This window comes from Chloroflexota bacterium (genome assembly GCA_016219275.1).
GTDB lineage: Bacteria > Chloroflexota > Anaerolineae > UBA4142 > UBA4142 > JACRBM01.
The window spans coordinates 25,169-52,164 of sequence record JACRBM010000051.1 but is presented as its reverse complement, the minus strand read 5'-3'; the positions used below and the strand labels follow the sequence as shown (position 1 = coordinate 52,164).

The window sequence follows — 26,996 nt, the reverse complement described above, 5'->3', positions numbered from 1 at the left end:
TGGCCGACTAATTGTCGGCGCAGTTTTCGCGCGCCTGCACGACGACAGAAAGCCCGCTGAGACCCAGGTTGCGAAAGAAATTTGGCGATCTTGGGTCGGGGAGGAGGCATTTCGCGATTCCTCTCCGACAAACTGCTAGGGCGCGTACTATTCACAAACGCGAATCCAGGAATCAGAATTCAGAATTCAGAATTATTCTTCTGGCTTCTGAATCCTGGCTTCGGACCGCTGATTTTTGACTACAGGATTCCAACATGCAAGACACGTTTGGTCGGAACATTGAATACATGCGTCTCTCGGTGACGGAGGCGTGCAACTTTCGTTGCGCCTATTGCGCGCCGGATGGATACGTCACCCCATCCACGTCGCCGCTCACGCTCAACGAAATCGAAAGCGTGGTTCGCAGCGCGGTCGCGCTCGGCGTCACCAAAATTCGATTGACCGGCGGCGAGCCGCTCTTGCGCCGCGACATCGTGGACATTACGCGCGCGATTGCCGCGATTGACGGCGTGCGCGATCTCGCGCTGACGACGAACGGATTTTTGCTCGACCGACTAGCCCAGCCGCTTGCCGATGCTGGGTTGCGCCGCGTCAACATCAGTCTCGATAGTGTGCGCCGCGAGCGGTTCGCACAGATCGTCGGCGTGGATGCGTTCGACGCGGTCTGGTCTGGGATCGTCGCCGCGGAAGCGGCGGGACTCGCGCCGCTCAAAATCAATGTCGTCGCGATGCGCGGCATCAACGACGACGAATTCGAGGATTTGGCGCGGCTCACTGTCGAACGCGATTGGCACGTGCGGTTCATCGAACTGATGCCGGTCGGCGCGGGCGATGCGGCGCGCGAATTTTTCGCCCAGCATTTCATCGCGGCGAATGAATTGATCGCGCGGTTGCCCGCGTTGATGGCAGGCGACGCGCCACGCGGCAACGGTCCGGCGCGGACATACCGTCTCCCGAATGCGCGCGGCACGGTCGGTTTTATCACGCCGGCGAGCGAACATTTTTGCAACGCGTGCAATCGAATTCGGGTAACCGCGTCCGGTTCGTTGTGTGCGTGTCTGTTCGGAGACCGCGGCGTGGATATGCGCCACGCCTTGTGCGAAGGCGTCAGCGAAGCCGGTTTGCAAGAGTTGCTCGCGCGCGCGATAGATTCCAAACCCGAGCATCATCCCTTCGGCGATGATTTCAAGATCGAAGCCGGCGCCATGTCTCAGATCGGTGGGTAGACGACGACCCAGGAATACGGGATCATGAATCGCCAACTAGCGAGGGAGGGCACCAAAGCGATTGTCATATACATGGGCATTCGCAGTAGGTGCCTTTTTGTTTTCGCGACGAATGGGATGATGCCAGGTCGAGCACCCTCGACCGCAAACACAGCCGCACGCATGAAATCGTTTTGGAGCAGAGGCGTTAACGTTTTGCCTTCATCGCGTAGACGGTGGAGAAGGTGAAAGAATGAAAGCGAATCGCAAAATCAATGCGCCGCGCCATGCAAGCAGACGGACTGCCAGCAAGAGCGTTGCTCGCGACGCTACAACGCGCAAACGCGCAGAGCAAGAACGCGCGCGCCCTGGCGCGGAGGCGCAAATCGAAAAAATCCTGGAAAGCGTTTCGGATTCCTTCGTCGCGCTGGACAATGATTGGCGCTACACCTACGTCAACGCCAAAGCCGCGCAGACGTTTGGGCGCACGCGCGAGCAGTTGATCGGCAAGCATATCTGGACCGAATTTCCGGAAGGCATCGGGCAGCCGTTTTATCACGCGTACTACAAGGCGGTCGAGACGCAACAGCCGATTTTTCTCGAAGAATATTATCCGCCGTACGACCGCTGGTTTGAGAATCGCATCTATCCGTCCAAAGAGGGACTCGCGATTTTCTTTCACGACGTCACGGACAAAAAGCGCGCGGAGCTGGCGCGGCGCGAAAGCGAAGACCGTCTGGCACGCATCGTCGAAACCGTTCCGGAGAGCATTGTAATTCTAGATCGTCAAGGACACATTACGTTTGCCAATTCCGCCGCCGAAAAAACCCTCGGATTGACGCGCAGCGGTATTACGGAACGAGTTTACAACGATCCGGGTTGGAAGATCACCGCGGTGGACGGAGGGCATTTCCCAGAAGAGAATCTTCCTTTTGTCCGTGTGATGCAGAGCGGCAAGCCGGTGTATGATGTGGAGCACGCTATTGAACGCGCCGACGGCGCGCGCGTCATCTTGTCCATCAACGCCGCGCCGTTGCGTGACGCGCGTGGCGAATTGATCGGGATGGTCGCGGCGATGGGCGACATCACCGAGCGCAAACGCGCGGCAGAGGCGCTGCGCGAGAGCGAAGAGAAATTCTCCAAAATCTTTTACGCCAGTCCGGTGGCAATCAGCATCACCCGTAGATCAGACGGACACTACGTGGACGTGAACGCCAGTTTCCTAAAGCGGCTAGGTTACGCACGCGAAGAATTGATCGGGCGGACCGCGCTGGAAGCGGGGTTGTGGGTGGATCCCGCCGAGCGCGTGGAAATGATGCGGATCATGCGCGAGCAAGGATCGCTGTGCAACTTTGAAGCCAGGTTCCGCACGAAATCAGGCGAGATGGGCACGGCGTTGCTCTCGCGCGATGTGATCGAATTGGCTGGCGAAAAATATTTCATCGGGACGACGCTCGACATCACCGAGCGCAAACGCGCGGAAGAGAAAATCCAACAAGAGGAACGAATCTTGCGCCTGTTCGTCGAACATTCTCCCGCCGCCATCGCGATGCTCGATCAGGAAATGAAGTACATTGTGGCAAGCCGGCGCTATCTCATAGATTATGACTTGGGGGAGCAGAATTTGATTGGTCGCTCGCACTACGAGGTCTTTCCAGAAATTCCTGAACGATGGAAAGAGATTCACCGACGATGTTTGGCTGGAGCGATAGAACAGGCAGGGGAAGACCCATTCCCGCGTGCCAATGGGGAACTGGATTGGGTGCGTTGGGAAATCCGTCCCTGGTACGTGCACACAGGCGAGATCGGCGGAATCATCCTCTTCTCCGAAGTCATCACCGAGCGCAAGCGCGCGGAAGAAGAAATCCGCAAACTGAATGCCGAACTGGAACAGCGCGTCGTCGAGCGCACCGCGCAACTGCAAACCGCGAACAAGGAACTCGAATCGTTTTCGTACTCGGTGTCGCACGATCTGCGCGCGCCGCTGCGCGCCGTCAGCGGCTTTGCGGAAATCGTTGCGCGCCGGCATCGCGCGAACTTGAACGACGAAGGCAGGCATTACGTTGACAACATCGTCCAGGCAAGCGAGCGAATGGGACATTTGATTGACGATCTCTTGCAGTACTCGCGTCTTGGACGCCAGAGTGTGCGCCGCGAGCCGGTGCCGCTGCGCGCGATTTTCGCGCCGCTCGCAAGCGACCTGTCCGCGCGGCTAACGGAAATGGGCGGAACGTTGGAGGTCGCGGACGATCTGCCGACCGTGATCGGCGACAAGACGTTGTTAACCCAGGTTTTCACGAACCTGCTCGAAAACGCTCTCACGTATCGCAAGCCGGACGCGCCCGCGCAGATCGCGGTCAATTGGCAAACCGCGGGGAAAGATGTTATCATCCGCGTGCGCGACAATGGCATCGGCATTGCACCGGAGCACCACGAAAAAATCTTTAACGTCTTTCAGCGTTTGCATAGTGAAGAGGACTATCCCGGCACCGGCATCGGACTCGCGACGGTGAAAAAATCGGTCGCGTTGTTGGGCGGAAGGGTGTGGGTAGAGTCACGCGTAGGCGAGGGGAGTACGTTTTGTGTTAGGTTGTTGAAGGAGTGATCTATGAACAGATCGGCGCACATTTTACTCGTCGAGGACAATCGCATGGATGTCGAGTTGACGCTCGACGCGTTTCGTGAAGCGCGCTTGCTCAATACGATTCACGTCGCGCCGAATGGAGAAGACGCGCTCGATTATTTGTTCGGGCGCGGCAAGTACGCCGACCGCCACGCGTATCTCTTGCCGAACCTCATTTTGCTCGACCTGAAACTCCCGGGCATTGACGGCTTTGAAGTGCTACGCCAAGTCAAGAACACGCCACTCCTCAAGCGCCTGCCGGTCGTCATTCTCACCTCGTCGAAGGAAGAGGGCGACCGCGCGCTCTCATACGACGGCGGTGCAAACAGTTACATCGTCAAGCCGGTTTCGTTCGAAGGATTCTTGAGCGTCGTTCGGCAAATCGAAGGATACTGGTTCTCGCTTAACGTCGCGCCGCCGGAGGGTGAGCCATGAGCGAACTCATTCGCATTCTCTACGTTGACGATTACCCACTCGACCGTGAGTTGGTGCGCGATGCGTTGGAAAAAGAGCAGGGTGGTTTTCAAGTCACGGAAGCAAGATCGCGCGCGGATTTCGAAGCGCGGCTCGCCGAAGGCGATTATGACCTCGTGCTGAGTGATTTCAATATCCTGGGCTTTGAAGGGCTCCAAGTTCTCGACGCCGTTCATGCAAGAAATCCGCAAGTGCCGGTAGTGATTGTCACTGGGACCGGCTCAGAAGAAATTGCCGTCGAGGCGCTCAAGCGCGGCGCGGCGGATTACGTGATCAAGACGCCGAAACACATTCGGCGATTGCCACTGGTGATTCGTGCTGCGCTCGAAAAAAGGCGTCTGGGGGTTGAACACACGCGCGCGGCAGAGGCGCTCCAGGAAAGTGAAACATCTTTCCGCTATTTGTTTACCAACAATCCGCATCCGATGTGGGTTTACGATTTGGAAACGCTGGCTTTCTTGGAGGTCAACGATACCGCGGTACTCAAATATGGTTTCTCGCGCGACGAATTTTTGCAGATGCGTATCACGGACATTCGTCCGGCAGAAGACGTCGCGCGTCTGCTTGAGAATGTTCGACAAACGCGACCCGACATTCAATTTTCCGGTGAGTGGCGACACCGGCTCAAAAACGGTTCACTCATTGATGTCGAGATCGTCTCTCACAAATTAGAATTCGCCGGACGCCCAGCCGCGCTCGTCGTCGCGCACGACGTCACCGAGCGCAAGCGAGCAGAAAAGTCGCGGCAGGAAAGTGAAGAGCGCTTTCATCGCCTTGCCACTAACTCGCCGGACGTTATCTATGTGTTGGATCTAACCAAGAACCAGACGGTCTTTTTTAATCGTGAAGAATTTTGCGGGTATTCCCGAAGTGAATTGCTTGCGCCAGGTTCTATTTTCTTTGCCATTCATCCGGATGACCTATCTGCGGTGAGAGCGCACTGGCATCAAGTCATGCAAAGAGGATCGGCGGGTGGCGCGAGCGCCATCGAGTACCGGCTCAAGCGGAAAGATGGCGATTGGGAATGGGTGCAAAGCAGAGAGACGATTCTGAGTTCCAGCGCGGGCGATGCGCCAACCCAGATCATCGTGACATTGACCTTGATCACCGAACGTAAACGCGCGGAGGCGGCGCTAAGGGAGAGCGAGGATCGCTATCGCGACCTGGTGGAGCACAGCCATGATCTGATCTGCACCCACGATTTGCAGGGACGGATTCTCTCCGTGAACCCGGCGGCGGCAAAACAACTGGGGATTGACGCAGACACTCTCTTGAAAATGAACCTGCGCGACATTCTCGCGCCCGAGGTGCGCGACCAGTTTGCCGAATATCTGGTCGCCATCCAGAGAGATGGAACAGCCAGCGGCTTGATGCTGGTACAGACCAGCACCGGGGAAAAGCGAATCTGGGAATACACCAATACGCTGCGCACCGAAGGCGTCGCCGCGCCGATTGTGCGCGGGATGGTGAGCGACATCACCGAGCGCAAGCACCGTGAGCGCGAACTGGAAGCGATCGCGAATGTAAGCACTGCCTTGCGGGTCGCGCAAACTCGCGCGGCAATGTTGCCGATCCTTCTCGATCAATTGTTGATTTTGTTGAACGCCGATGGCGCGGCATTTGAGATGCTTGACCCAGTCAGTGGTGAAACGATAACCGAATTGGGTCGGGGGATTTGGGCGCCTGTCACCGGCGAGCGCATTCCACCGGGCAAAGGATTGACGGCGCAAGTTCTCGCCACGCGCCAGTCCTACCTGAACAACGATGCGCCAAACGACCGGAAACTGTTCCGACCGGATCTGATTGGCGGGTGTACTGCCATCGCGGGTGTGCCGCTGATCGCCCAGGAACAAATCATTGGCTTGTTGTGGATTGCGCGCAAGACCGCGATGGGCGACGGGGAGATGCGTCTATTCACCGCCATCGCCGATATCGCCGCGAATGCGATTCACCGCGCGACTTTGCACGAACAGACTGAGCGGCAGGTGGAGCGACTCGCCGCCCTACACGCGATTGATAGAGCGATCGGTAGCAACATTGACCTTCATATCACACTTGATCTTCTCCTTGCTCATGTGACGACACAACTGCGCGTGGATGCCGCCACTGTGTTGTTGCTCAACCCACATTTGAATACGCTAGAGTTCATCGCGGAACGCGGTTTTCGGGGAAGCGGCATCACGCGCTTGACTCTGCGCCTGGGGGAGGACCATGCTGGTCAAGCCGCGCTGGAACGCCGGCTGATCAGCATCCCCAATCTGAAAGAGGCAGCGCGTCCATTCACTAAAGCCCATCTCACAGCGGGCGAGGATTTCATCGCCTACTTGAGTGTTCCCCTCATTGCCAAAGGAAAGGTCAAAGGCGTTTTAGAAGTTTTCCATCGCGCCCTGCTCAGTCCCGACCCCGAGTGGATGGATTTTTTTGAAACGCTCGCCGGGCAAGCCGCCATCGCGATAGACAACGCCGAACTGTTCAACGGTTTGCAGAGTGCGAACAGCGAACTGGTGCTTTCGTATGATGCGACCATCGAGGGTTGGTCGCGCGCGCTCGATCTGCGCGACAAAGAGACGGAAGGGCACACTCAGCGCGTCACCGAGATGACGCTGCGTCTCGCGCGCGCGATGGGTCTGAACGAGGCGGAATTGGTTCAAGTTCGCCGGGGCGCGCTGCTCCACGACATCGGCAAAATGGGCATCCCGGACAGCATCCTCCTCAAACCGGGCGCGTTGAGCGACGAAGAGTGGAAGGTCATGCGCAAGCATCCGGAGTACGCGTATAATATGCTCGCGCCGATTGAATACTTGCGCCACGCGCTGGACATTCCGCACTGTCATCACGAAAAGTGGGATGGGACCGGTTATCCGCGCGGGTTGAGCGGTGAACAAATTCCGCTGTCCGCAAGAATCTTCGCGGTGGTAGATGTGTGGGACGCGATGTCGTCGGACCGACCGTACCGCACGGCGCTTTCGAAACAAGAGGTGCGCGAACATATCCGCGCTCAAGCCGGCCGGCACTTTGATCTTCAAGTCGTTGAGATTTTCTTGCAACTGATCGGGGAGGTAGCACTCCATTAAATCGTGGAGCGTGATCTGAACATGGGCAATTGAAATTGCCCCGCATGAGCCGTTGGCTGGTCGCCCGCCTACGCAGGCGAAATGCGGCGTCCACGTAGGCAATTGTCCCGAATGCAATGAGGGATGGACGCCCGGCGGAACGCCCACTAAAGGCGATTTCAATCGCCCCATTTTGACTCCACGATTCAGTGTCGGGTCACCATCGGGGATGCGAGCGTTGCTTAGAGCAGATTCCTTTCGGATTGAGGACGTTCAGATCTCCAAAGTGTCCAAAAACTTTAGAAATCTGAATAGCGCAACCATTTTCTACGCCTGCTTCCTGGGTCTGTATTGGATCGCCTCCGCCAAATGCGGCGTTTCGATTTTATCGCAGTCCGCCAGATCGGCAATCGTGCGCGCCAGTTTCAAGATGCGATGATACGCGCGCGCACTCATCTGCATTTGTTGCATCGCCGCGCGCAAAAGATTTTTCCCCGCGCTGTCTATCTCGCAAAACCGCCGCACTTCCGCCGGTCCCATGTCGCCGTTGCATTGCAGATTTGTGCCGGCAAACCGCGCGCGTTGGCGCGTCCGCGCGTTCTCCACGCGCGCACGAATCGTCTCCGATGTTTCGCCGAGCCGGTCGCCGGAGAGTTTCTCGTAATCCACACGCGGCACTTCGATGTGAATATCAATCCGATCGAGCAACGGACCGCTGATGCGTTTTTGATAGCGTAACACATTCGAAAGCGAGCAGGTACACTCTTTGACAGGGTCGCCATAGTAGCCGCAGGGACAGGGATTCATCGCAGCGATCAGCATAAAATTCGCTGGGAACGTGAGCGAGCCTTGCGCGCGCGAAATCGTTACGACCTTGTCTTCGAGTGGTTGGCGCATCACCTCAAGACTGCGCGAATCAAATTCCGGCAATTCGTCGAGGAACAACACGCCGCGATGCGCCAGCGAAATTTCGCCGGGGCGGGGCCACCGTCCGCCGCCGACGAGACCCGCGTGCGAAATCGTGTGATGCGGCGCGCGGAACGGGCGATGCCGCACGAGTGGTGAATCGCTCGGCAACATATCGTTCACCGAATAGATGCGCGTGATCTCGAGGGATTCTTCGAGCGTGAGGTTGGGCAGAATCGAAGGGAACGAACGCGCGAGCAAGGTCTTGCCCGCGCCTGGGGGACCCATCATCAACAAGTTATGTTGCCCCGCCGCCGCCACTTCAAGCGCGCGCTTGACATGTTCCTGTCCGCGCACTTCGGCACAATCGGTTGCGTAACTGGGCGCCGTGTCCGGCGAAAAATCGCGCGACGCGCAGTACGGCGCGAGTGGTTGCAGCGCGTTCAAATGCGCGGCGAGCGCGAACAATGTTTCGATGGGATACGCCTTTACATCGGGGACGAGGGCGGCTTCGGGCGCATCGCTGGCAGGAACGAAGAGCGCATCGAAACCGCGTTCGCGCGCAACCGCCGCCATCGGCAGGACGCCGTTCGTGTGACGCACGATTCCGTCGAGCGATAACTCGCCGATGATGAGCGTGCGTGTCAGATCCGCGTGGATTTGTTCGGACGCGATCAGCAGACCAACCGCGATGGGCAAATCGTACGCTGGTCCTTCTTTGCGAAGATCGGCGGGCGCGAGGTTGACCGTGATGCGCTTGTCGAAGGGATAGGCGAAACTAGAGTTCTTGATCGCGGCGCGCACGCGTTCGCGTGATTCCTGCACCGCGGCATCGGGGAGACCGACGATGGTCAACCCAGGTTGACCGTTGGAGATGTAGACTTCGACATCCACGAGCGCGCCGTCGAGACCGACGACCGCGCAACTGGTGACTTTGGCGAGCATTGGCGTGTCTCCATCGTGCGAGAATGAGTACCCGCGTGCAATTGCCGAAAGATTGTACTCGCGTGCGCGCGGGATGTCAAAACCAGAACCAACCGTACGGGTTTGGAGTATTCAGGTTCCCCAGGTTTTTGTTTTCACAAAAGCGCACGCGCCTGCCAGAAATAAGAACCGCGTCTTTATTTGGCGCGCACATTTTGGATCGGATCATCTAGCGGGTGTTGACACTTTGCTTATGGGCGCGCTTGTCAGCATACATTCGTTGATCGGCGAGTTTCAATGTTTCTTCGAGGTGGTCGTCTACGGTCGTCGCCACACCGAGCGAAAGATCGAGTGGCAAGTCGGTAGTCGTCGCCCGGTATTCGACGAGTTTTTCGTGGATTCGCATCAAAATTTGCTCCGCGGTGAACGCGTCCGTCGCCGGCAAGAGAATGGCGAACTCATCCCCGCCGACGCGCGCGATGATGTCGGACGCACGAAAGACCTGGTGGAACACGGCGGTCGCGCGCCGCAATAGTTCATCGCCCGCCGCGTGCCCCCGCGAATCATTGATTCCTTTCATATTATCGGCGTCGGCGACGATCACACTCACTGGAAAGGCGCGGCTATATTCCAGGCGCGCGAGCTCCGCCTCAAAGTGCATTCGGTTATACAACCCTGTCAACGCATCGTGCGTGCTCAAATAGTACAATTGCCTCTCCGCCTGCTTGCGCGCAGTGATGTCTTCTCTGACCGCGACGAAATGCGTAATTTTGCCGGACACATCGGCGATGGGCGAGATGGAGGCGGATTCCCAATAACGTTCGCCGTTCTTCTTTTTGTTGTGAAACTCGCCGTGCCATTCTTTTCCCGCTAGGATCGTGTTCCACAACTCGGTGTAGGTTTCCTGCGCCATCTCGCCCGATTTCAAAATGCGCGGATTCTTGCCCAATGCCTCTTCAAACGTATAGCCGGTTATTTGAGTGAATTTTGGATTGACGTACTCAATCGTGCCGTCCGTATCGGTGATGACGATAGACGCCGGGCTTTGCTCGACGGCGCGCGAGAGTTGGCGCAGACGCAATCCCACTTGTTTGTACGCAGTAATGTCTTGGACGTGTGAGAAAAAATAGAGCGGCGCGCCACGCGCGTCGCGCACGAGTGAACTTGCCACGCGCACCCATACAATCTGCCCTTGCCGGTGAATGTACCGTTTCTCAAATTCGTCATGCTCGATCTCTCCGGCGAGGGCGCGCCGACCGAACAGGGGACTCGTGTCCATGTCGTCGGGGTGCGTCACGTCATTCACTTTTAGAGCCATCAATTCGTTTTCCGAGTAGCCCAGAATCTCGCCCAAGCGATGGTTGACGCGCAGAAAACGCCAGCTCAGGTCTATCATCGCCATGCCAATGTTCGAGTTTTCGAACGCAAGCCGGAATCGTTCCTCGCTCTCGCGCAATGCTTCTGCCGCGCGTTTGCGTTCGGTAATATCGTGCCCATAGAAATTGGCATAGCCCCCCTCGACGACCGGCGTAATGTAGAATAAAAAGATTCGCTCGCCGCAAACAATCTCCGTGGTGGTCCGCGACGAGTTCTTGAATGCTTGGCTGACCAAGTCGCATACAAGCGGGGGCGCGTATTTTCCCACTACGCTTTGCCATTCTGCGAGCAAACCCTGGCTTGCTAGGTTGGCATACAGAATGACGCCCTCCAAGTTCAAGCGTAATACCGGATTGGGGTTTTCCGTGGGAAACTTGGCGAGATTGGAGATTACTTGGTCCGCTTTTTTGCGCGCAGTAATGTCGCGTGAGTTGATAACCAGCCCTTCCACCGCCGGGTTAGCGAGCAAGTTGCAGATCGTTCCTTCAATCACCGCCCAATCGCTGTCTTTCCGGCAGATCCGCACTTGAAAGTGGGTGACCTGGTTGGGGTTTTCGAGACTCGCGGTAAATGTGCGCGTCAAAGTGACTCTATCGTCGGGATGCATCCAATCCAGCATATTCTGATTGGTGATCTCGGCAACGGTATCGCCGAGGAGCCGTTGCATGGATGGACTGCAATATCGCACGGTGCCATCCGCGTTCACCACGGTAATTAAATCGTGCGCATTTTCGGTGAGCGCGCGAAAGTAAGCGTTACTGCGCGCAAAGCTTTCCTCGCTTTGTTTGAGACTCCGAAACAACGAGTCATAGGGTCTTTGCAGACCACTTTCGATCAGCGAAAGATAGATCAAGTAAAATGCAATGACCTTGAAAAGGTGACCGACCAGATTGGCAAGATCGTACACGCCCAAGTACGACGTAAAGGCGATTTCCGAACCAATCGAGGCGATCGTCGCGAAGATCAGGAGATTCAAAATGCCGTGGTCAAAGTGGCGGCGCTGGCGAATCAACACAAAGATGGATGCGGTGAAGATCGCGCAAATGATATATTCGCTGACGATTTTGAACGGCGTGAGACCCGCCCCTTCGATGTAACAGACCGGAAAGAGGTTTCCAAAAATCACTCCGAGCAAAACAATTGTGACTATGCTATAGCCGGCGAGGATGAACGATCCAGGCAACCGCCGGCGCAGGAAGAGCGGCGCAATGAGGAGCGAAACACTTTGGAGATAGCGCGCGGCGACCCACAACTGGGTGGGCAAGTTAGCGTCGTACTCGCGAAAGATACCGATGCCCTTGAACGCGAGCGTATGCACCACGTCTATGATGCTGATAAATACAAAGCCGATTCCGATAAACAAAAGATAGGTATTGGCGATCCACTGTCGCGCGTTCCATGCGACGATGAACACACCGATGCCGACGCCGACGCTAAACACTTCTGCCAGGGTGTGGAACAACAAGTAACTATACAAACTGGTCAACGCCAGCCCGAGTAAAAGGATAGCGACGACAAGAAGGTGTTGGATTTGGTGGCGGACCAATTGCAAATGAATTCTCCTTTACGCGGCGCACGCGAGTAGCGTTTGCGACGCGTCAATGGTATACAATCTACTGTATCGCGAATGAATTGCGCTGTCAAAAAACTGGGTAAAGAAAATTGGAAATTGATCGGAAAACCAGCAATCCGCCGAGACTTGCCGTACTCCGAGACTTGAGACTAAACGTGACCTGCATTCTACCGCCGATGAATTGAAGCAAACCAGACACTTTTGACACGCGTTGCGATTGCGGTTACAATTTTCGGGAAATATGGTAAGGAGGAAACAGGTAGACAAGTAGACCGGTGAGACTTGTATCCTTGTTTACCAATCTACTTGTTTACTATCATCTTGAAGGAGGAATCGAAATGCCAGTCAAAAAGAAACCGACCAAACCCGTGAAGAAATCAATCGTCAAGCGTCCGGCGAAAAAAGCCGCCGCGCCAAAAGGCAAACTGCCCAAGATTACGTACGCGACGCTCGCCGTCACACCCAAAGACGATGAAGCATACGACGCCGCCGTCGCCAAGGTACGCGCCGAACTCGGCAAGCACTTTACGAATTTCGTGAACGGCGAAGCGCGCGCGTCGTCCGCCGGCGAGATGGCGCACGCGAGTCCGGTGAACACGAACTGGGTCGTCAGTTATTTTCCGAAAGGCACGCGCGAGGATACGCGCGCCGCGATTCGCGCCGCGCGCGCGGCGTTTCCCGCATGGAGCGCGCTGGATTATCGCGCGCGTCTCAAGATTTTGCGCCGCGCTGCCGATTTGATCGTCGAACGGCGTTTCGAAATTTCCGCGTGGATGGCGTTCGAGGTTGGCAAGAATCGCGCTGAGGCGCTCGCCGAAGTGAACGAATCGGCTGAGTTGATTCGCTATTATTGCGAGCGGATGGAATTTCACAAAGGTTTCGTGCTGCCGCTCGAATCGCCGGGAGCGGGGCAAAAGACGATGAGCGTTCTGCGACCGTACGGCGTGTGGGGCGTCATCGCGCCGTGGAATTTTCCGATGGCGCTCGCGACCGGGATGAGTGCGGGCGCGCTCGTCGCCGGCAACGCAGTCGTGTTCAAGCCCTCGTCCGAATCGCCGGTCGCCGGGTACGAAATTTATCGCGCGTTCGCGGACGCGGGCGTGCCGAACGGCGCGTTCAACTTGATGGTCGGACCTGGGTCGGCGGTCGGCGTCGAATTGCAAGAGAACCCCGGCGTGGACGCGATGGTGTTTACCGGCTCGCTTGAAATCGGTATGCAGTTGTATCACACGTTCGCGAAAAATCATCCCAAGCCGGTCATCGCGGAAATGGGCGGCAAGAATCCGGCGATTGTGACCGCGAGCGCGGATCTCGACGAAGCGGCGGAAGGCGTGATGAAAGCCGCGTTCGGGTTCGACGGGCAAAAGTGCAGCGCGTGCTCGCGTGTCTACGTGGACAATCGCGTCAAGGAAAAATTCCTCGAACTCCTCGTCCAATACACGCGCGACCGCGTCAAGGTCGGCGATCCAACGCTCAAGCCGACATTTATGGGACCTGTCATCAACAAAGCCGCGGTGGATGTGTACTTGCGCGCGGCGAACGAGGCGCGCGCGGCAGGTGGCACGTTCCTGCTCGGCGGCAACGCGCTCGGCGGCGAATTTGCAAACGGTTATTTCGTCGAACCGGCGATTGTCGCATTGCCGGCGACGCACAAATTGTTCCAGGAAGAATTGTTCCTGCCGATCCTCGTCGTCGCGGGCGTGGACTCGTTCGAGATCGCGATGCGCTGTGCGAACGACTCGGATTACGGATTGTGCGCCGGGATTTACAGTCACGAACAGAGCGAGATTGATTACTTCTTCGACCACATCCAAGCCGGTGTGACGTACTCGAATCGTCGCGCCGGCGCGACGACCGGCGCGTGGCCCGGCGTCAACTCGTTCGGCGGATGGAAAGGGAGCGGCAGTACCGGCAAGAGCGGGCTGGGTCCGTACTATATTCAACAATTCATGCGCGAACAGTCGCGGTGGATCGTTGGGTAGTGCGATGGTTCGGTAGTTTGATAGTGCGTTAGTTGGAATGCGGACGCACGGAGTGTTTTGCTTCGCGCGTCCGCGTTTTGTTTTTTGGAGAATCAGCGCGCGCGTCGTATAATGGAATTTGCGTATCTTTATCACGACAAAATTCTATTCGCTGGAGCATTACTTTGGAACTCATCGGTTTTATTGGCTTGTTCATTGCCGCGGTGCTGGCGGGCGGCATCAACTCGGTTGCCGGCGGCGGTACGCTCGTGTCGTTTCCGGCGCTCGTCGCGTTTGGCATTCCAACGATCAACGCGAACGCGACGAACACGTCGGCGTTGTGGCCCGGCTCGGTGAGCGGCGCGTTCGCGTACGCGCGCGACACGGAACGCGACGGCGCGCTCGTGTGGACGTTGCTCATTCCGAGCGCGCTCGGCAGTCTCGCCGGCGCGTTCGCGCTCGTCGTTACGCCGGAAGAAACGTTTCGACGCGTTGTGCCATTCCTGGTTTTGTTTGCGACGTTGTTGTTCGCGTTCAAAGATGTGTACGCCAAACTCACGCGGCGCGACGTGGATATCGAACACGTCTCATGGCTGGGTCGCGTGTGGGGTTTTCTCTTTCAGTTTTTCATCGCGGCGTATGGCGGTTATTTCGGCGCGGGCATCGGCGTGTTGATGCTGGGTTCGTTTAGCATCATGGGTTTGCGCGATGTGCACAAGATGAACGCGATGAAGACGATTCTCGCCGCGATGATCAACTTTCTCGCGTTCTGTTTTTTTGCGTGGCGCGGTTTGGTGGTCTGGCAGCTCGCCGTGTGGATGGCGATTGGCGCGATCTTGGGCGGTTATCTCGGCGCGCGCCTGGCGAAACGGATCAATCAACGCGACTTGCGTAATTTTATCGTCGTCGTCGGCGTGCTCGTATCCGGTTGGCTGCTACTGCGTTAAAAGCAAAAGGTCTCTATTCACAATTTGGGCTCTTCCGAGTTGAACGGGAAAGCAACCATAGATTGCACGGATTGCACTGATAAAAATATAAATCAGTGCAATCCGTGCAATCTGTGGTTTACGAATTGCTGCATCCGCCCAGGTCGGTAGAATTACAGTTCGCAATTTGCCATTCGCAATTTGCAAAGTTAGGAGGTACGATGAGAGACTATAACATTGCGGTCATTCCCGGGGATGGGATTGGCGAAGAGGTCGCTCCAGAAGGGGTGCGCGTGTTGGATGTTGCCGGCGAACTGACTGGCGGGTACCAATTTCGTTACGAGTATTTTCCGTACGGATGCAATTACTATTTGAAAACCGGCAAGATGATGGCGGACGATGGTCTCAAAATTTTGAAACCATTCGACGCGATTTATTTCGGCGCGGTCGGTTTTCCGACGGTGCCCGATCACATTTCACTGCGCGGTTTGCGGTTGCCGATCTGCCAAGGATTCGAGCAGTACGTCTGCTATCGTCCGAGCGAACTGTTGCCCGGCGTCAAGACGCCGCTCGCCGGGAAAAAAGTGGGCGACATTGATTTCATCGTCATCCGCGAAAACACCGAAGGCGAGTACACCGGTGCGGGCGGTCGTGCGCATCGCGGCTTGCCGATTGAAGTTGCCATCGAAACGTCCGTGTTCTCCCGCGTCGGCGTGGAGCGCGTGGTGCGGTACTCGTACCAACTCGCGCAGAGCCGGCGCAAGAAATTGGTGAGCGCGACGAAATCGAACGCACAACAACACTCGCTGACATTCTGGGATGAAATCGTGGACGAGGTCGGCAAGGAATTTCCGGAGGTCACGGTCGAGCGCGTGTTGATTGACGCGCTCTCCGCGCGCTTTGTCTTGCGACCCGAATCGCTCGACGTGGTCGTCGCGTCGAACTTGTTCGGCGATATTCTTACTGATCTCGGCGCGGCGATTTGCGGGAGCATGGGCGTCGCCGCGAGCGGCAACATCAACCCCGAACGCGACTATCCTTCGATGTTCGAGCCAGTGCATGGTTCCGCGCCGGACATTGTCGGCAAGGGCATCGCCAATCCGATCGCGATGATTTGGTGCGGCGCGATGATGCTCGATTTCATCGGCGAAAAGCGCGCGGCGAAAATGATTGATGCCGCGATCAAAGCGGTGACGGCGGACGGGCGCGTGCTAACGCCGGATTTGGGTGGCGCGGCGAAAACCAAAGAGGTGACAGACGCGATCATCGCCAAAATGCGCGCGATGGTAAAATAGCGATTTTTAAATGAATGTAGTATAATCAGTTTTGTGTGGTGTGCAGAGACGCGCACCTCTGCATTTAGGTGTTGAGCGCCTCTCAAATCGGTTGGGAGGCGTTTTATTTTTTCCCAAGGAGGAATAATGAAAGTCAACGTCAAAGTGCTCGTGCCGTTAGCGGTATGGGCAATCCTTGCGCTCTATGGCTACCTGGTCGGCGCACCCACCGGACTAACGTTGAGCGCGTGGTTGTACTTTGCGCTCTTTGCCGCCGTGATTATCGGCTTGATTTTGGAGCCGATTCCCGCCGCCGCGATCGGTTTGATCGGTGTCACGTTTGCCACCGCGATGCGGTACGTCAACGCGAATATCGGTCAATCCATCAATTGGGGGCTGAGCGGTTTTGCCGACACAACCGTGTGGTTGATTTTCGGCGCGTTCGTTTTTTCGATGGGGTATAACAAGACCGGCTTGGGTCGCCGCGTCGCGTTGATGCTCGTCAAGTGGCTCGGCGGAAGCACGCTGGGTTTGGGTTATGCCATCTCGCTGGCGGATCTGGTGCTCGCGCCGGGCACACCGTCGAACACGGCGCGTAGTGGGGGCACGGTCTTTCCGGTCATTCGCAACATTCCGGCGCTGTACGGTTCCGAGCCGAATTCGACCGCGCGCAAGATCGGTTCGTACATTATGTGGACGGCGCTCGCGGCAACGTGTGTGACGAGTTCGATGTTTATCACCGCGCTCGCACCGAATGCCGCCGCGTTAGCCATCGTCAAGACCACGACGAAACTCGACATCAATTGGGTGCAGTGGTTTCAAGGGTTCTTGCCGATAGGCGTGATTTTGCTCGCGCTCGTACCCGTCCTGGTCTATTTCATCTATCCGCCGGAAATCAAGTCGAGCAAGGAAATTCCGGTATGGGCGGGCAAAGAACTGGACAAGATGGGACCCATCACGAGCAAGGAACTCGTCATGATCGGCTTGGTCGTGCTCGCGATTTTCCTCTGGATCACCGGTTCGAATGACTTGTTCGATCTGCCAATCCTGGGCAAGAACTTTATCAACGCGACGACCGTCGTGCTGGTCGGCATCGCGTTGATGCTCGCCACGAGCGTAGTAACTTGGGAAGAAATCATCACCAACAAGGGCGCGTGGAATGTGCTCGTGTGGTTTGCCACCCTGGTCACGCTCGCGAACGGTCTGAACATGGTCGGGTTCGTTGCTTGGTTCGCCAAGTTGGCGGCAGCGCCATTGGCGGGCATAGATCCGATTATGGCGATGGGTCTGCTGGTTGCGCTCTTCTTCTTCATCCACTATTTCTTTGCGTCGCTCAGCGCGCACACCGCCGCGGTGTTGCCGGTGATTCTCGCGGTTGGTATGCAGATCAAAGGCATCCCGATGCTCCCGTTTGCCTTGATGTGCGTGTACGCGCTTGGCTTGATGGGCATCATTTCGCCGTACGCGACCGGTCCTTCGCCGATCTACTACGGTAGTGGCTACATCTCGCGCGGCGATTTCTGGAAACTGGGTCTGATCTTTGGCGTCATTTTTGTGGTCGTCTTGATCGGCATCGGCACACCGTACTTGATGGCAATGCCACCCAAATAAACTGTTTCGCCGATTCGAAATAAAACGCGCCACCGCGTATCCGGTGGCGCGTTCTTTTTTTCGCGCGGCGATGCGCCCTCATCCTTTGGGCGGGTCGAAACGGTAGCCCATTTCGTAGGCGGTAAAAATATAGCGCGGGTGACGCGCGGGGTCTTGCAATTTATGCCGCAGCGTGGAGATGAACACCTTGAGATAGCTGTACGCGCGCTCGTATCCTTTGCCCCACGCGTGTCGCAAAAGCGCTTCGCGGGGGACGGTGCGCCCTTGATGACGATGCAGGTACTCGAGCAAGCGCCATTCACGCGGCGAGAGCGCGATCGTTTCACCGTTCACCATCAAGACGTGCGCGTCGAAATCTATCGCCAACGAGTCATCGCGATACATGCGTGTGCGTTGCGCGGGATGCATCCGGCGCAACACCGCGCGCACGCGCGCGAGCAGTTCCGCATTGCTAAACGGTTTGGTGATGTAATCATCCGCGCCGTCGTTCAACCGCCCGACCTTTTCCTGATCGCCCGAGATGGCGGACATCATAATGATCGGCGCGTTGGAGATGGGGCGCAATTCGCGACACACGACGCGCCCATCCTTGCCCGGCATCAGGATATCGAGCAAGATCAGATCGGGACGATGGTTGCGCGCCATTTGCAAACAGTCCGCGCCGTTCGTCGCGTGCATCACGCGATACCCTTCGTCCTCCAACAAGACCTGGAGCACTTGGCAAACCACGGGATCGTCGTCTACCAGCAAAATCAGGTCTTTGTGTTTGGCGTTCGTCTCGGTGGCGTGCAGCGCCGCGTCGCGGCGCGCTTTGCCCGTTTTGTATTCTAGTCCGACGGGCGCTGGGTTTTTCATTTCTGCCTCCGCAATGTAAAACGAAATGTCGCGCCGTTGCCGACGCGGCTTTCCACCCACACCGTCCCTTGCATTTCGGTGACCATTTCGCGCACGATTGCCAATCCCAACCCGTGTCCGTGAACGCGTTCGCCGGTGGGTTGTCTCACGCGATAAAAACGTTGAAAGATCAACTCCTGCTCGTCGAGCGGAATCCCGATGCCTTGATCCGTAACCGCAACTTCGACGTGCGCGTCGCTTGCGCGGAGCGCGATGGTAATGGGCGTGCCTTCCGGCGAATAGTTGACTGCGTTGTCGAGCAGATTCGCGAGCACATGCTCGACGCGTTCCGGGTCTGCTAGCACAAGCGGCAAGGGGCGGGTCGTCTTGATGCGAAGACGATGCTGCCGATTGTCGGTGCGGTATCGTTGCACGGCGGATTCGACCAATGGTAGAAGCGACAGGGCTTGCAGGTTGACCGGCGCGGATGAAGCGAACGCGCCTTTTTTGCCGAGGAATTGGCGCGCAAAAGTCTGTAACCGCGCGCCTTCGTTCTTGAGAATGCCGAGCAATACCGCACGTTGCGCTGGTTTCAAACTGGGTCGTTCGAGCATTTCCGCGGCGTTGACGAGCGTGGTGAGCGGCGTGCTCAATTGATGCGCGAAAACTTCCATCAAGTTGGCGCGTTCCAATTCCGCTTGTTTCTCGCGCGAAAGATCCCACAACGCGCCGACGATCCCGAGGACGCTGCCTTTGTCGTCGAACAACGGCGCGGCGGCTTCGAGCACCGGCATGCGTGTGCCGTCGCGCCGCTGAATCGTGCGCCCGGCGCGCGGATAAACATTTTTGCGCGCAGCGATGACTTGATGCACCAGCGATTTGTCCGGCGAGTCGTCGGCGTTGGCAAAAATTTTCTCCCAGGGTTGCCCGATCGCTTCGTCGCGCCGCCACCCGGTTAAGTGTTCCGCCGCGTCGTTGAACATCGTGAGGTATCCGCGCGCATTGGTCACGTACAGCCCGTTCAGTCCGCTGTCGAAAATCGCTTTGGTTTGCCGTTGTTCTGCCAGCACCTTTTGAAACAACTGCGCGTTGTAAATGGCGTTGACGACTTGATTCGCGACGGTGCGCAACAGATCAGTCTCTTTGCGCGACCAGGGATGCGGCAGCGCGCGTAAAACCGCCAACGTGCCGATCAAGCGATCGTGTGTGTACAGCGGCACCGCCAGCATCGCGCGCCAGTCGCTCAGCGCCAACGCATCACGGATTTCCGGCGTCGTATGTGGGTCGTTGTCCCGGTCGTTGATGATGAGCGGCTTGTGCGAGTTGACCAGCGCCTCCAGCCCAGCGAGACTGATCGGCGCGTGGGAACGCGGTTCGCCGTCGCGCAAGCGAATCGCTACGCGCGCAAGGTGCGTGTTTTCCACCAGGCGAATTTCCGCGACATCCGCCGCGAGCAATTCGAGCGTCGAATCTACGACGAGGCGATACAACGAGTCGGGGTCGAGCGTCGAGACGCAAGCCGTGCTGAGTTGCGCCAAGCCCTCCAACTCGCGGACGCGGTTTTGCATTTGCAGATACAGGTCGGCGTTTTCTAGCGCCACGCCGATTTGATTCGCCACGTTCGTCAATAGGTCCACGTCCGATTGCCGATACCCGGTGACGAGCCGGCTGCCGACGAACAACACGCCGGCGGATTCGCCGCGCCGGCGAATCGGCGCGCAGATTCCCGCGTGATACCCTTCGCTGCGGGGACCGGCGAAGCCGGTCCCCACGAATGTCATTACATCGCGCTCGGCGATCACGCGCCCTTCAAGGGCGATGCTGCGCGTGATCGGATCGTCCAGACCTAGCCGTTGAACTTGGGGCAGTAATGTGTCGCTGAGACCATGCTGCGCCGCCATGTCGAGAAACGACCGGGTTGGGTCTATCAGGTGGATAGCAACGGTTTCCATGCCAGTGATCGAAGCGATCTGTTCGCAGACCAAGGTCAATGCGTGCGACAATTCGGACGGTCGGCTGAAAATATTGGCGATGCCATTCAACGCGGCGAGCGCCTGATTGCTGAGTTGCAACGAGTGCGCCAACTCTTCCTGATCCGACACATCGCGCATGATGGTTTGAAATCGAATGGGGTTGCCTTGTTGGTCGCTTACCTGGCGCGTGGTGAAACGAAACGTTTTGATCAGCCCATTCTTCGTTCGCAGGTGCGCCAGTTTGTTGACCAACATGCCCTTGTCGCGCAATTCCCGCCGCACGGCGTCACGATAGGTCAGCGGGTCCTGTTCGAATTCTTTGACGCATTTGGCGAGCATCTCGGCGCGCGTATATCCGAGCAACTCGCACGTCGCATCATTCACAAAGACGAGTTGTCCTTGCGCGTCGCTTTCCCAAATGGCGTCCGGGCTGTGTTCGACAAACTCGCGATACCACTCGATGGATTGGCGGGGGAGCGTCTGCTCGTGCGCGCGTGCGAGCGCGTCGCCAATCCACGCGCCGGCACGCGCGCGCCACACGTCGCCGCACGCCGGCGAATGTGAGGCAGTGGTGATGCAGAGAACGCCGACGATTCGGTCGCGCGCGGTCAACGGCAGGATGTCGCACGCGACGTTGTGCGCGGCGAACGCGTTCTGCGCGAACGCGACCGAGTCTACTTCTTCGGCGGGGAGCGCATTTTGCAGATGTGCGACAAGCGCGGGGGGGAGATTCGAATGATATGCCAGACGCAAGGGGGATGGGTGGATCAGCGCGCAACCGCCGGCGCCGTTGAACGCTTGGCAGACGCGCTCGAACGCGGCGCGCAACAACGCATCGCGGTCGGACGCGTGGAGTTGGAGCGCGTCGAGTAGACGCACAAGCGCGCACGCTTCGGCTGGGGTGAAGGACGCATCGTCAATGTTGCCGACAAACGGTACTGCAGACATCGCGGTGGTCTCCAAAGATGCGGATCGAATACGAATCTTGTGCTCACGATTATAGCGTGTTTCGACGCGCAAAGCAAAAAGGTAATCGTTCAGATGTCATTGCGAGAAGCGCAGTTGGCGACGAAGCAATGTCCGCGTGCGAATCGGAGATTGCTTTGCAAAAAGAAACCGGCAGACCAGCGCCGTTGCTGATCTGCCGGCAGCCGTGCGTGAGCACGCGGTCTATCCAAATCCGATCAGGAAACGCGAGACGATCAGTTTCTGAATCTGGCTCGTGCCTTCGTAAATCTGCATGATCTTGGCGTCGCGCATAAATTTTTCGACCGGATAGTCGCGCATGTACCCCATCCCGCCGACGATCTGCACGGCGTCCGTCGTCACCTTCATGCACATGTCCGCGGCGTACTGCTTCGCCATCGAAGCTTCTTTGTTGTTCGGCTCGCCCTGGTCGAGCAACCACGCCGCGCGCCAACACAACAGACGCGCCGCGTCAATCTCGGTCGCCATGTCCGCGAGCATGAACTGAATCACTTGTTGTTTCGCGATGGGGCGACCGAATTGTTTGCGCTCTTGCGCGTACGCGAGCGCGAAATCGAAAGCCGCGCGCGCCACGCCGACCGCGCCGGTCGCGATCACCGGGCGCGAATGGTCGAACGTTTGCATCGCGATGAAAAATCCTTCGCCTTCCTCGCCCAACCGATTTTCCGCCGGCACGAACACGTCCTCGAAATGCACCTGCGCGGTGTGCGACGCGCGAATGCCCATCTTTTTTTCTTTCTTGCCGGGCTTGACGCCGTCGTATCCGCCTTCGACGATGTACGCGTCAATGCCGTCCGCGCCCTTGCCCGGATCCTGGGTCGCAAACACGACGTACACATCCGCGATGCCGCCGTTGGTAATGAAATGTTTGGTTCCGTTGATGATGTATCCGCCATCCACCTTCCGCGAACTCGTCTTGATGGATGCGGCATCGCTGCCGGCTTCCGGCTCGGTGAGCGCGTACGCGCCGAGCATCGGGTTGCCATTCTTGCGCCGACCGGTCAGCATTGTGAGATATTTTTTCTTTTGCGCTTCGTTGCCCGCGATGAGGATCGGCAACGCGCCGAGCATGATCGCGCCCATCGAAGTGGCGGTGCCGGCGCAGCCCCAGAACAATTCTTCGGACACGATGCAATCGGTGAGGTGGCTCGTCACGCCCGCGCCGCCGTACTCATCCGGAATTTGATACCCCAGCAAACCCACGTCGGCGGCTTTACACATCACAGACCAGGGGAATTCCTCTTTCTCGTCGTACTCTGGCGCGACCGGGCGGATTTCCTTTTCCGCAAACTCGTGCGCCATTTCTTTCATCCGCAGTTGTTCTTCCGTCAGATCAAACCCAAGCATACTCTCCCTCCTTTGGTGAGAATAGTGGATGGTGCCAAGTGGACTGTTTACGGTTCACCGATTTTGATAACTTGCGCGTCCGCCAATTGCGCGATCTCTTCATCGCGCATGTTCGCGCGCTGCAACACGGCGCGGGTGTGTTCGCCCAAACGCGGCGGCAGTGTCGCGTCTGTTTTTGCAAACACGAACACCGAGCCGATTGCCGGCACGTTGCCGAGTTGCGCCACTAACCCGCGCTGCCGAACATGCGGGTCGTTCAGGACCTCGCGAAAATCGCGCACCGGTTCGATGCACACGTCGAGCGCGCCGAGGAGTTGCATCCACTCGTCGAACGAACGCGCGCGCATGATCGCGGCGACTTCAGGAATCGCGTCCGCCGCGTACGCGCGATCCTTGAGATCGGGGCGCGCGATCGCATTGCAGAACGTTTGCCAAAAGTGCGGTTCGATGATGCCGAGCGCGAGGTGTTTGTCATCGCGCGTCGTGTAAACGTTGTAGCACGCCATCCCGCCGTTCAACTGCATCTTGCCGCGCGTGATCGGTTCGCCCGCCGCGAACGTTCCGCCGATCATCGTGCCCGCCCACGACAACGCGCCGTCGAACAAACCCACGTCGAGGTACTGTCCTTCGCTGGTCTTGCCGCGTCCGACGATTGCCGCGAGAATCGAAATCGTCGCGAGCATCGCGCCGCTCAAATCCGCGATTTGAATCGGCGGCGGAATCGGCGCGCCCTCCGCCGCGCCATTCGCCGCCAGCAACCCGGCAAGCGCGAGATAATTCAAATCGTGTCCCGCGCGATCGCGGTACGGTCCCGTCTGTCCATAGCCACTCAACGAGCAATAAACGATGCGCGGGTTGACCGCGCGTACCGCGTCGTAGCCGATGCCCCAGCGCGCCGCCGCGCCCGGGCGAAACGATTCGATCACCACGTCCGCGTCTTGCGCGAGGCGAAAGAACACGTCCTTGCCGCGCGCGTTGCGAAAGTTGAGCGCGAGACTTTGCTTGTTGCGATTGACCATCCAGTACGCCGCGCTGATCGCTTCGCCGGTGCGCGGGTCGGAGATGAACGGCGGAATCAGGCGCATGTAATCGCCCAGTCCCGGCGTTTCGATTTTGATGACCTCCGCACCCAGGTCGGCAAGGAGCATCGTGCAGTACGGACCGGGCAACAGACGCGAGAGATCGAGAATGCGAATACCGTCGAGTGGTTTCATCACACGAACAATTTCTAGGCGACCTGGGATACGATCGCGTCTTCGAGCGCTTTGGTGTCTTTGGTTTCGAGCGCTTCGGCGGCGTGAACGATGTTGCCGTTCGCATCAATGATGACGATGCCGACCGGGTTTTCGACGCCGAACAATTTGTAAACCGCCTGCGCTGGATCGTACATCGCCGGGAATTTCGCGCCCATCTGTTGCATGAACGATTTCGCCATTGAGACGCTGGGCAGTTTGTACGAGATGGTGATGATCTCGGCTTTTTCCCGGTACTTTATCCACATTGCTTTGACCGCGCTGATTTGCGCGGGATCAACCCGCGTGCTCGAGAAAATCAGGACGACTGGTTTCTTGCCTTTGTAATTTTCCGAGTTGATCTCAGGTCCGGTCAGGTTCATGCCCTTGAACGCCGGGGCAGGTGCGCCTACGGTTAGCAGTGCCATACATCCTCCTGTTGAAATTTCGATTTGGGATTTTGGGTTTTCGCTTTGCGCGCGAGCGCACCGAAAATCTATTTGCGTTTGAGACCATTGATGATCGTATCGGAAAACGTCGCGGCGATTTGTTCGGGCGAGAGGCGACCATCGGGCGAGTACCATTGATACAACCAGTTGCACATACCCAGGATTGCGAGCGTGGTCATTTTGACGTCGGTCGCGCGAAAGTCGCCGGTCGTCACGCCTTGCTGAATGATTTTTTCGAGCAGGCGCGCGTGCTCTTCCGCTTCGGCGCGCACCTGGGCATAACGACGATTCGTCAACGCGCGGCGCTCGGAAAGATAAACCGCATAGATGTCGAGTTGCTCGCACAACGAGGTCAAGTGGACTTGAATCGCTTGCCGCAGTTTGTCGGTCGGGGAGTCTTTGGACGTGACGATTGTTTCGAGGTCGCGCGTCATCGCGCCGGAACTGTGCTCAAAAATCCGATAGAGCAAATCTTCTTTGCTGGAGATGTAGTGGTAGAGACTGCCTTTTTGCAAGCCCACCGCGTCGGCGATGTTTTGCATCGAGGTGGCGTGGTAGCCTTTTTCGCGAAAGATGCGGACGGCTTCGGCAAAGATGTGTTCGTTTTGGCTGGCTGGGTCTGGCGCGCTTTTCTTCCGCACAACGTCCTCCTCGTCTGTGAGGATAAATCTACCGACCGTTTGGTAGATTCATTATACCACGCGCGTCGCCGACTTGTCAAACAAAAGTTTGCGGGCGGGCGAGCCATCCGCACCTTCGGCGGCTCGCCACGTCAGAGCAACAAAAAAGCGCGACTGGGTTTTCCAGTCGCGCTGAATGTTTTGCGGACAAGTCACTTGCCTTTGGCGTCAACGATTCCGTTCAAAATCGCCATCACCGGTTGTAACTCGGCGGGCATTTGCGTGTCGGAGGTACGAAACGCTTTGCCTTGATAGACGATGACGTACGATAATTCATCCGGCACAAGGAGCTTGGACGGACCTTCGCGCAAATTCGCAAATCCCGCAATCTGAAACGCGGCTTGGATTTGCTTGATCTGCTCGCCGCCAAGTGTGAAATCGAATTTGCCGGCGCGCCGCGTTAAGGTCGCCTTGCCGTCCGGTTGAATGACGAGGTGATCGTTAAAGCCAACTATGCCGCCGACGCGTTTGTATTCGACGAGCGCGCCAGGCATCGGCTCGACCGTGACGGTGGGACGTGTTGGAACTGGCAGCGGGGTCGGCGTGTTGACGGCGGGCGCAGTACAACCCAGCAACGTCGCGACGAAAAATGAAATGCAGACGAGCAGGCGCGTGCGTGTCATCGAAGTAATCTCCAAAGCAAATTTGTTTGACGCCAAGCCATCAAGAAACCTTGCGAGGGTTGATTGGAAACGCATTTCTCAATGATGCGTTTCTTGCTTGTGAACTCACCTTGTTTTGTTGGCTAAACCTTCGCAAGGTTGGCTGAATTCCCAAGCAACCTCTTATGCCGGCGGAATGATCTGATCGAGCGACGCGGCAAGCGCGCGCGCTTCAGCGGCGAGCGCCGGCGCGAGATCGTACAACACCAAGCCGTTGCGATCCGCTTCGAGCACGGCCGGATCGGCGGAAATGAAACCGAGAACTTCTAGTCCCGGCGAATTCTTGCGGATGAACTCGCGATCTTCGTCATTGCGTACTTTACTGCCGACGAGAAAGAGGCGTGTGATTTTGATGTCGCTGGCGAGATCGCGAATTTGCGCGGCGGTGCCGAGCGAACGCGCGGTCGGTTCGGCGACGATGAGCAGCGCGTCCACCGAATCTGCCGTCGCGCGACCCAAGTGTTCGACGCCGGCGTACATATCCATCAGCACGACTTCGTTGCGCGAGAGCAAGATGTTCGTGACGAGCGATTTAAGCAAAACGCTTTCGGGGCAAATGCACCCGGAACCGCCGGTATCCACCGAGCCGAGTTGCAGTAACTTGATGTCGCGATTCATCGCGGAGAAGCGATCGGGAATATCGTCCACGCGCGGATTGATTTTGAAATAGCCGCCGTACTGTCCTTTCTGCGCGCCCGTGCGTTCGAGAATCAAGTCTTCCATTTCGGCGATGGGCTGGATACCTTTGAGCGTCTCTTTGGAAAAACCGAGCGCGTCGCCCAGGCACGGTGACGGGTCGGCATCAATCGCAAGCACCTTGCGCCCTTGCGCGGCGTACGCGTAAGCGAGCAAACCGGTTAGCGTCGTCTTGCCGACGCCGCCTTTGCCGGTGATGGCGAGTTTCATATCTTCTCCGTTTCAGGTT

At 57.5% G+C, this 26,996-nt stretch carries 17 protein-coding genes and 1 pseudogene; 8 read left to right on the top strand and 10 right to left on the bottom strand.

Annotated elements, in window-relative coordinates; all coding sequences use genetic code 11:
• Nucleotides 1-248 precede the first annotated feature (248 nt).
• The 4 genes and pseudogenes from moaA to HY868_13055 all read left to right on the top strand — a co-directional run bounded on the left by moaA (nt 249) and on the right by HY868_13055 (nt 7,376).
• Nucleotides 249-1,226: pseudogene (gene moaA, locus HY868_13070) on the top strand (GTP 3',8-cyclase MoaA).
• 232 nt (nt 1,227-1,458) lie between these two features.
• A complete protein-coding gene (locus HY868_13065) occupies nt 1,459-3,810 on the top strand; it encodes a PAS domain S-box protein (GenBank protein ID MBI5303061.1) in 2,352 nt (783 codons plus the stop codon).
• Between the two features lie 3 nt (nt 3,811-3,813).
• Entirely contained in the window at nt 3,814-4,263 is a 450-nt protein-coding gene (locus HY868_13060) for a response regulator (protein ID MBI5303060.1), read from the top strand.
• On the top strand, nt 4,260-7,376 hold the full coding sequence (locus tag HY868_13055; protein MBI5303059.1) for a PAS domain S-box protein: 3,117 nt from the start codon (nt 4,260-4,262) through the stop codon (nt 7,374-7,376). Before HY868_13060 ends, HY868_13055 begins: the two co-directional genes overlap by 4 nt.
• 306 nt (nt 7,377-7,682) lie before the next feature.
• Here the strand turns inward: HY868_13055 and HY868_13050 are convergent, their stop codons facing one another.
• Together HY868_13050 and HY868_13045 are read right to left on the bottom strand one after the other, a co-directional pair.
• Complete coding sequence (locus tag HY868_13050; protein MBI5303058.1) at nt 7,683-9,206, bottom strand: YifB family Mg chelatase-like AAA ATPase; 1,524 nt, start codon at nt 9,204-9,206, stop codon at nt 7,683-7,685.
• Between the two features lie 208 nt (nt 9,207-9,414).
• The gene (locus tag HY868_13045) at nt 9,415-12,108 is read right to left on the bottom strand and encodes a PAS domain S-box protein (protein ID MBI5303057.1); all 2,694 of its coding nucleotides are present in this window, start codon (nt 12,106-12,108) and stop codon (nt 9,415-9,417) included.
• Between the two features lie 365 nt (nt 12,109-12,473).
• Here HY868_13045 and HY868_13040 point away from each other — a divergent pair, with 365 nt between their 5' ends.
• From HY868_13040 to HY868_13025, 4 genes are all read left to right on the top strand, one after another.
• Nucleotides 12,474-14,117, top strand: a complete 1,644-nt coding sequence (locus tag HY868_13040) for an aldehyde dehydrogenase family protein (protein MBI5303056.1) — start codon at nt 12,474-12,476, stop codon at nt 14,115-14,117.
• 164 nt (nt 14,118-14,281) lie between these two features.
• Nucleotides 14,282-15,043: a sulfite exporter TauE/SafE family protein gene (locus HY868_13035; GenBank protein ID MBI5303055.1), complete on the top strand. Its 762-nt coding sequence runs from the start codon at nt 14,282-14,284 to the stop codon at nt 15,041-15,043.
• Nucleotides 15,044-15,243: 200 nt separating this feature from the next.
• Nucleotides 15,244-16,317: a tartrate dehydrogenase gene (locus HY868_13030; protein MBI5303054.1), complete on the top strand. Its 1,074-nt coding sequence runs from the start codon at nt 15,244-15,246 to the stop codon at nt 16,315-16,317.
• Between the two features lie 126 nt (nt 16,318-16,443).
• Nucleotides 16,444-17,907, top strand: a complete 1,464-nt coding sequence (locus tag HY868_13025; protein ID MBI5303053.1) for a DASS family sodium-coupled anion symporter — start codon at nt 16,444-16,446, stop codon at nt 17,905-17,907.
• A gap of 78 nt (nt 17,908-17,985) precedes the next feature.
• On the opposite strand, the gene HY868_13020 is transcribed toward HY868_13025, so the two are convergent.
• The 8 genes from HY868_13020 to HY868_12985 form a co-directional block, all read right to left on the bottom strand.
• Nucleotides 17,986-18,762, bottom strand: coding sequence for a response regulator transcription factor (locus tag HY868_13020; GenBank protein MBI5303052.1), 777 nt, complete (start codon nt 18,760-18,762; stop codon nt 17,986-17,988).
• Entirely contained in the window at nt 18,759-21,662 is a 2,904-nt protein-coding gene (locus HY868_13015) for a PAS domain S-box protein (GenBank protein ID MBI5303051.1), read from the bottom strand. The genes HY868_13020 and HY868_13015 overlap by 4 nt, the downstream gene beginning before the upstream one ends.
• 222 nt (nt 21,663-21,884) lie before the next feature.
• Entirely contained in the window at nt 21,885-23,048 is a 1,164-nt protein-coding gene (locus HY868_13010; protein MBI5303050.1) for an acyl-CoA dehydrogenase family protein, read from the bottom strand.
• Between the two features lie 47 nt (nt 23,049-23,095).
• A complete protein-coding gene (locus HY868_13005) occupies nt 23,096-24,262 on the bottom strand; it encodes a CoA transferase (protein ID MBI5303049.1) in 1,167 nt (388 codons plus the stop codon).
• Nucleotides 24,263-24,276: 14 nt separating this feature from the next.
• On the bottom strand, nt 24,277-24,708 hold the full coding sequence (locus HY868_13000; GenBank protein ID MBI5303048.1) for a TlpA family protein disulfide reductase: 432 nt from the start codon (nt 24,706-24,708) through the stop codon (nt 24,277-24,279).
• Between the two features lie 68 nt (nt 24,709-24,776).
• Nucleotides 24,777-25,370 (bottom strand): TetR/AcrR family transcriptional regulator, encoded by a 594-nt coding sequence (locus tag HY868_12995; GenBank protein MBI5303047.1) that lies wholly within the window; start codon nt 25,368-25,370, stop codon nt 24,777-24,779.
• Between the two features lie 191 nt (nt 25,371-25,561).
• Nucleotides 25,562-26,032, bottom strand: a complete 471-nt coding sequence (locus HY868_12990) for a hypothetical protein (GenBank protein ID MBI5303046.1) — start codon at nt 26,030-26,032, stop codon at nt 25,562-25,564.
• Between the two features lie 162 nt (nt 26,033-26,194).
• A complete protein-coding gene (locus tag HY868_12985) occupies nt 26,195-26,977 on the bottom strand; it encodes an AAA family ATPase (protein ID MBI5303045.1) in 783 nt (260 codons plus the stop codon).
• Between the last annotated feature and the right edge of the window lie 19 nt (nt 26,978-26,996).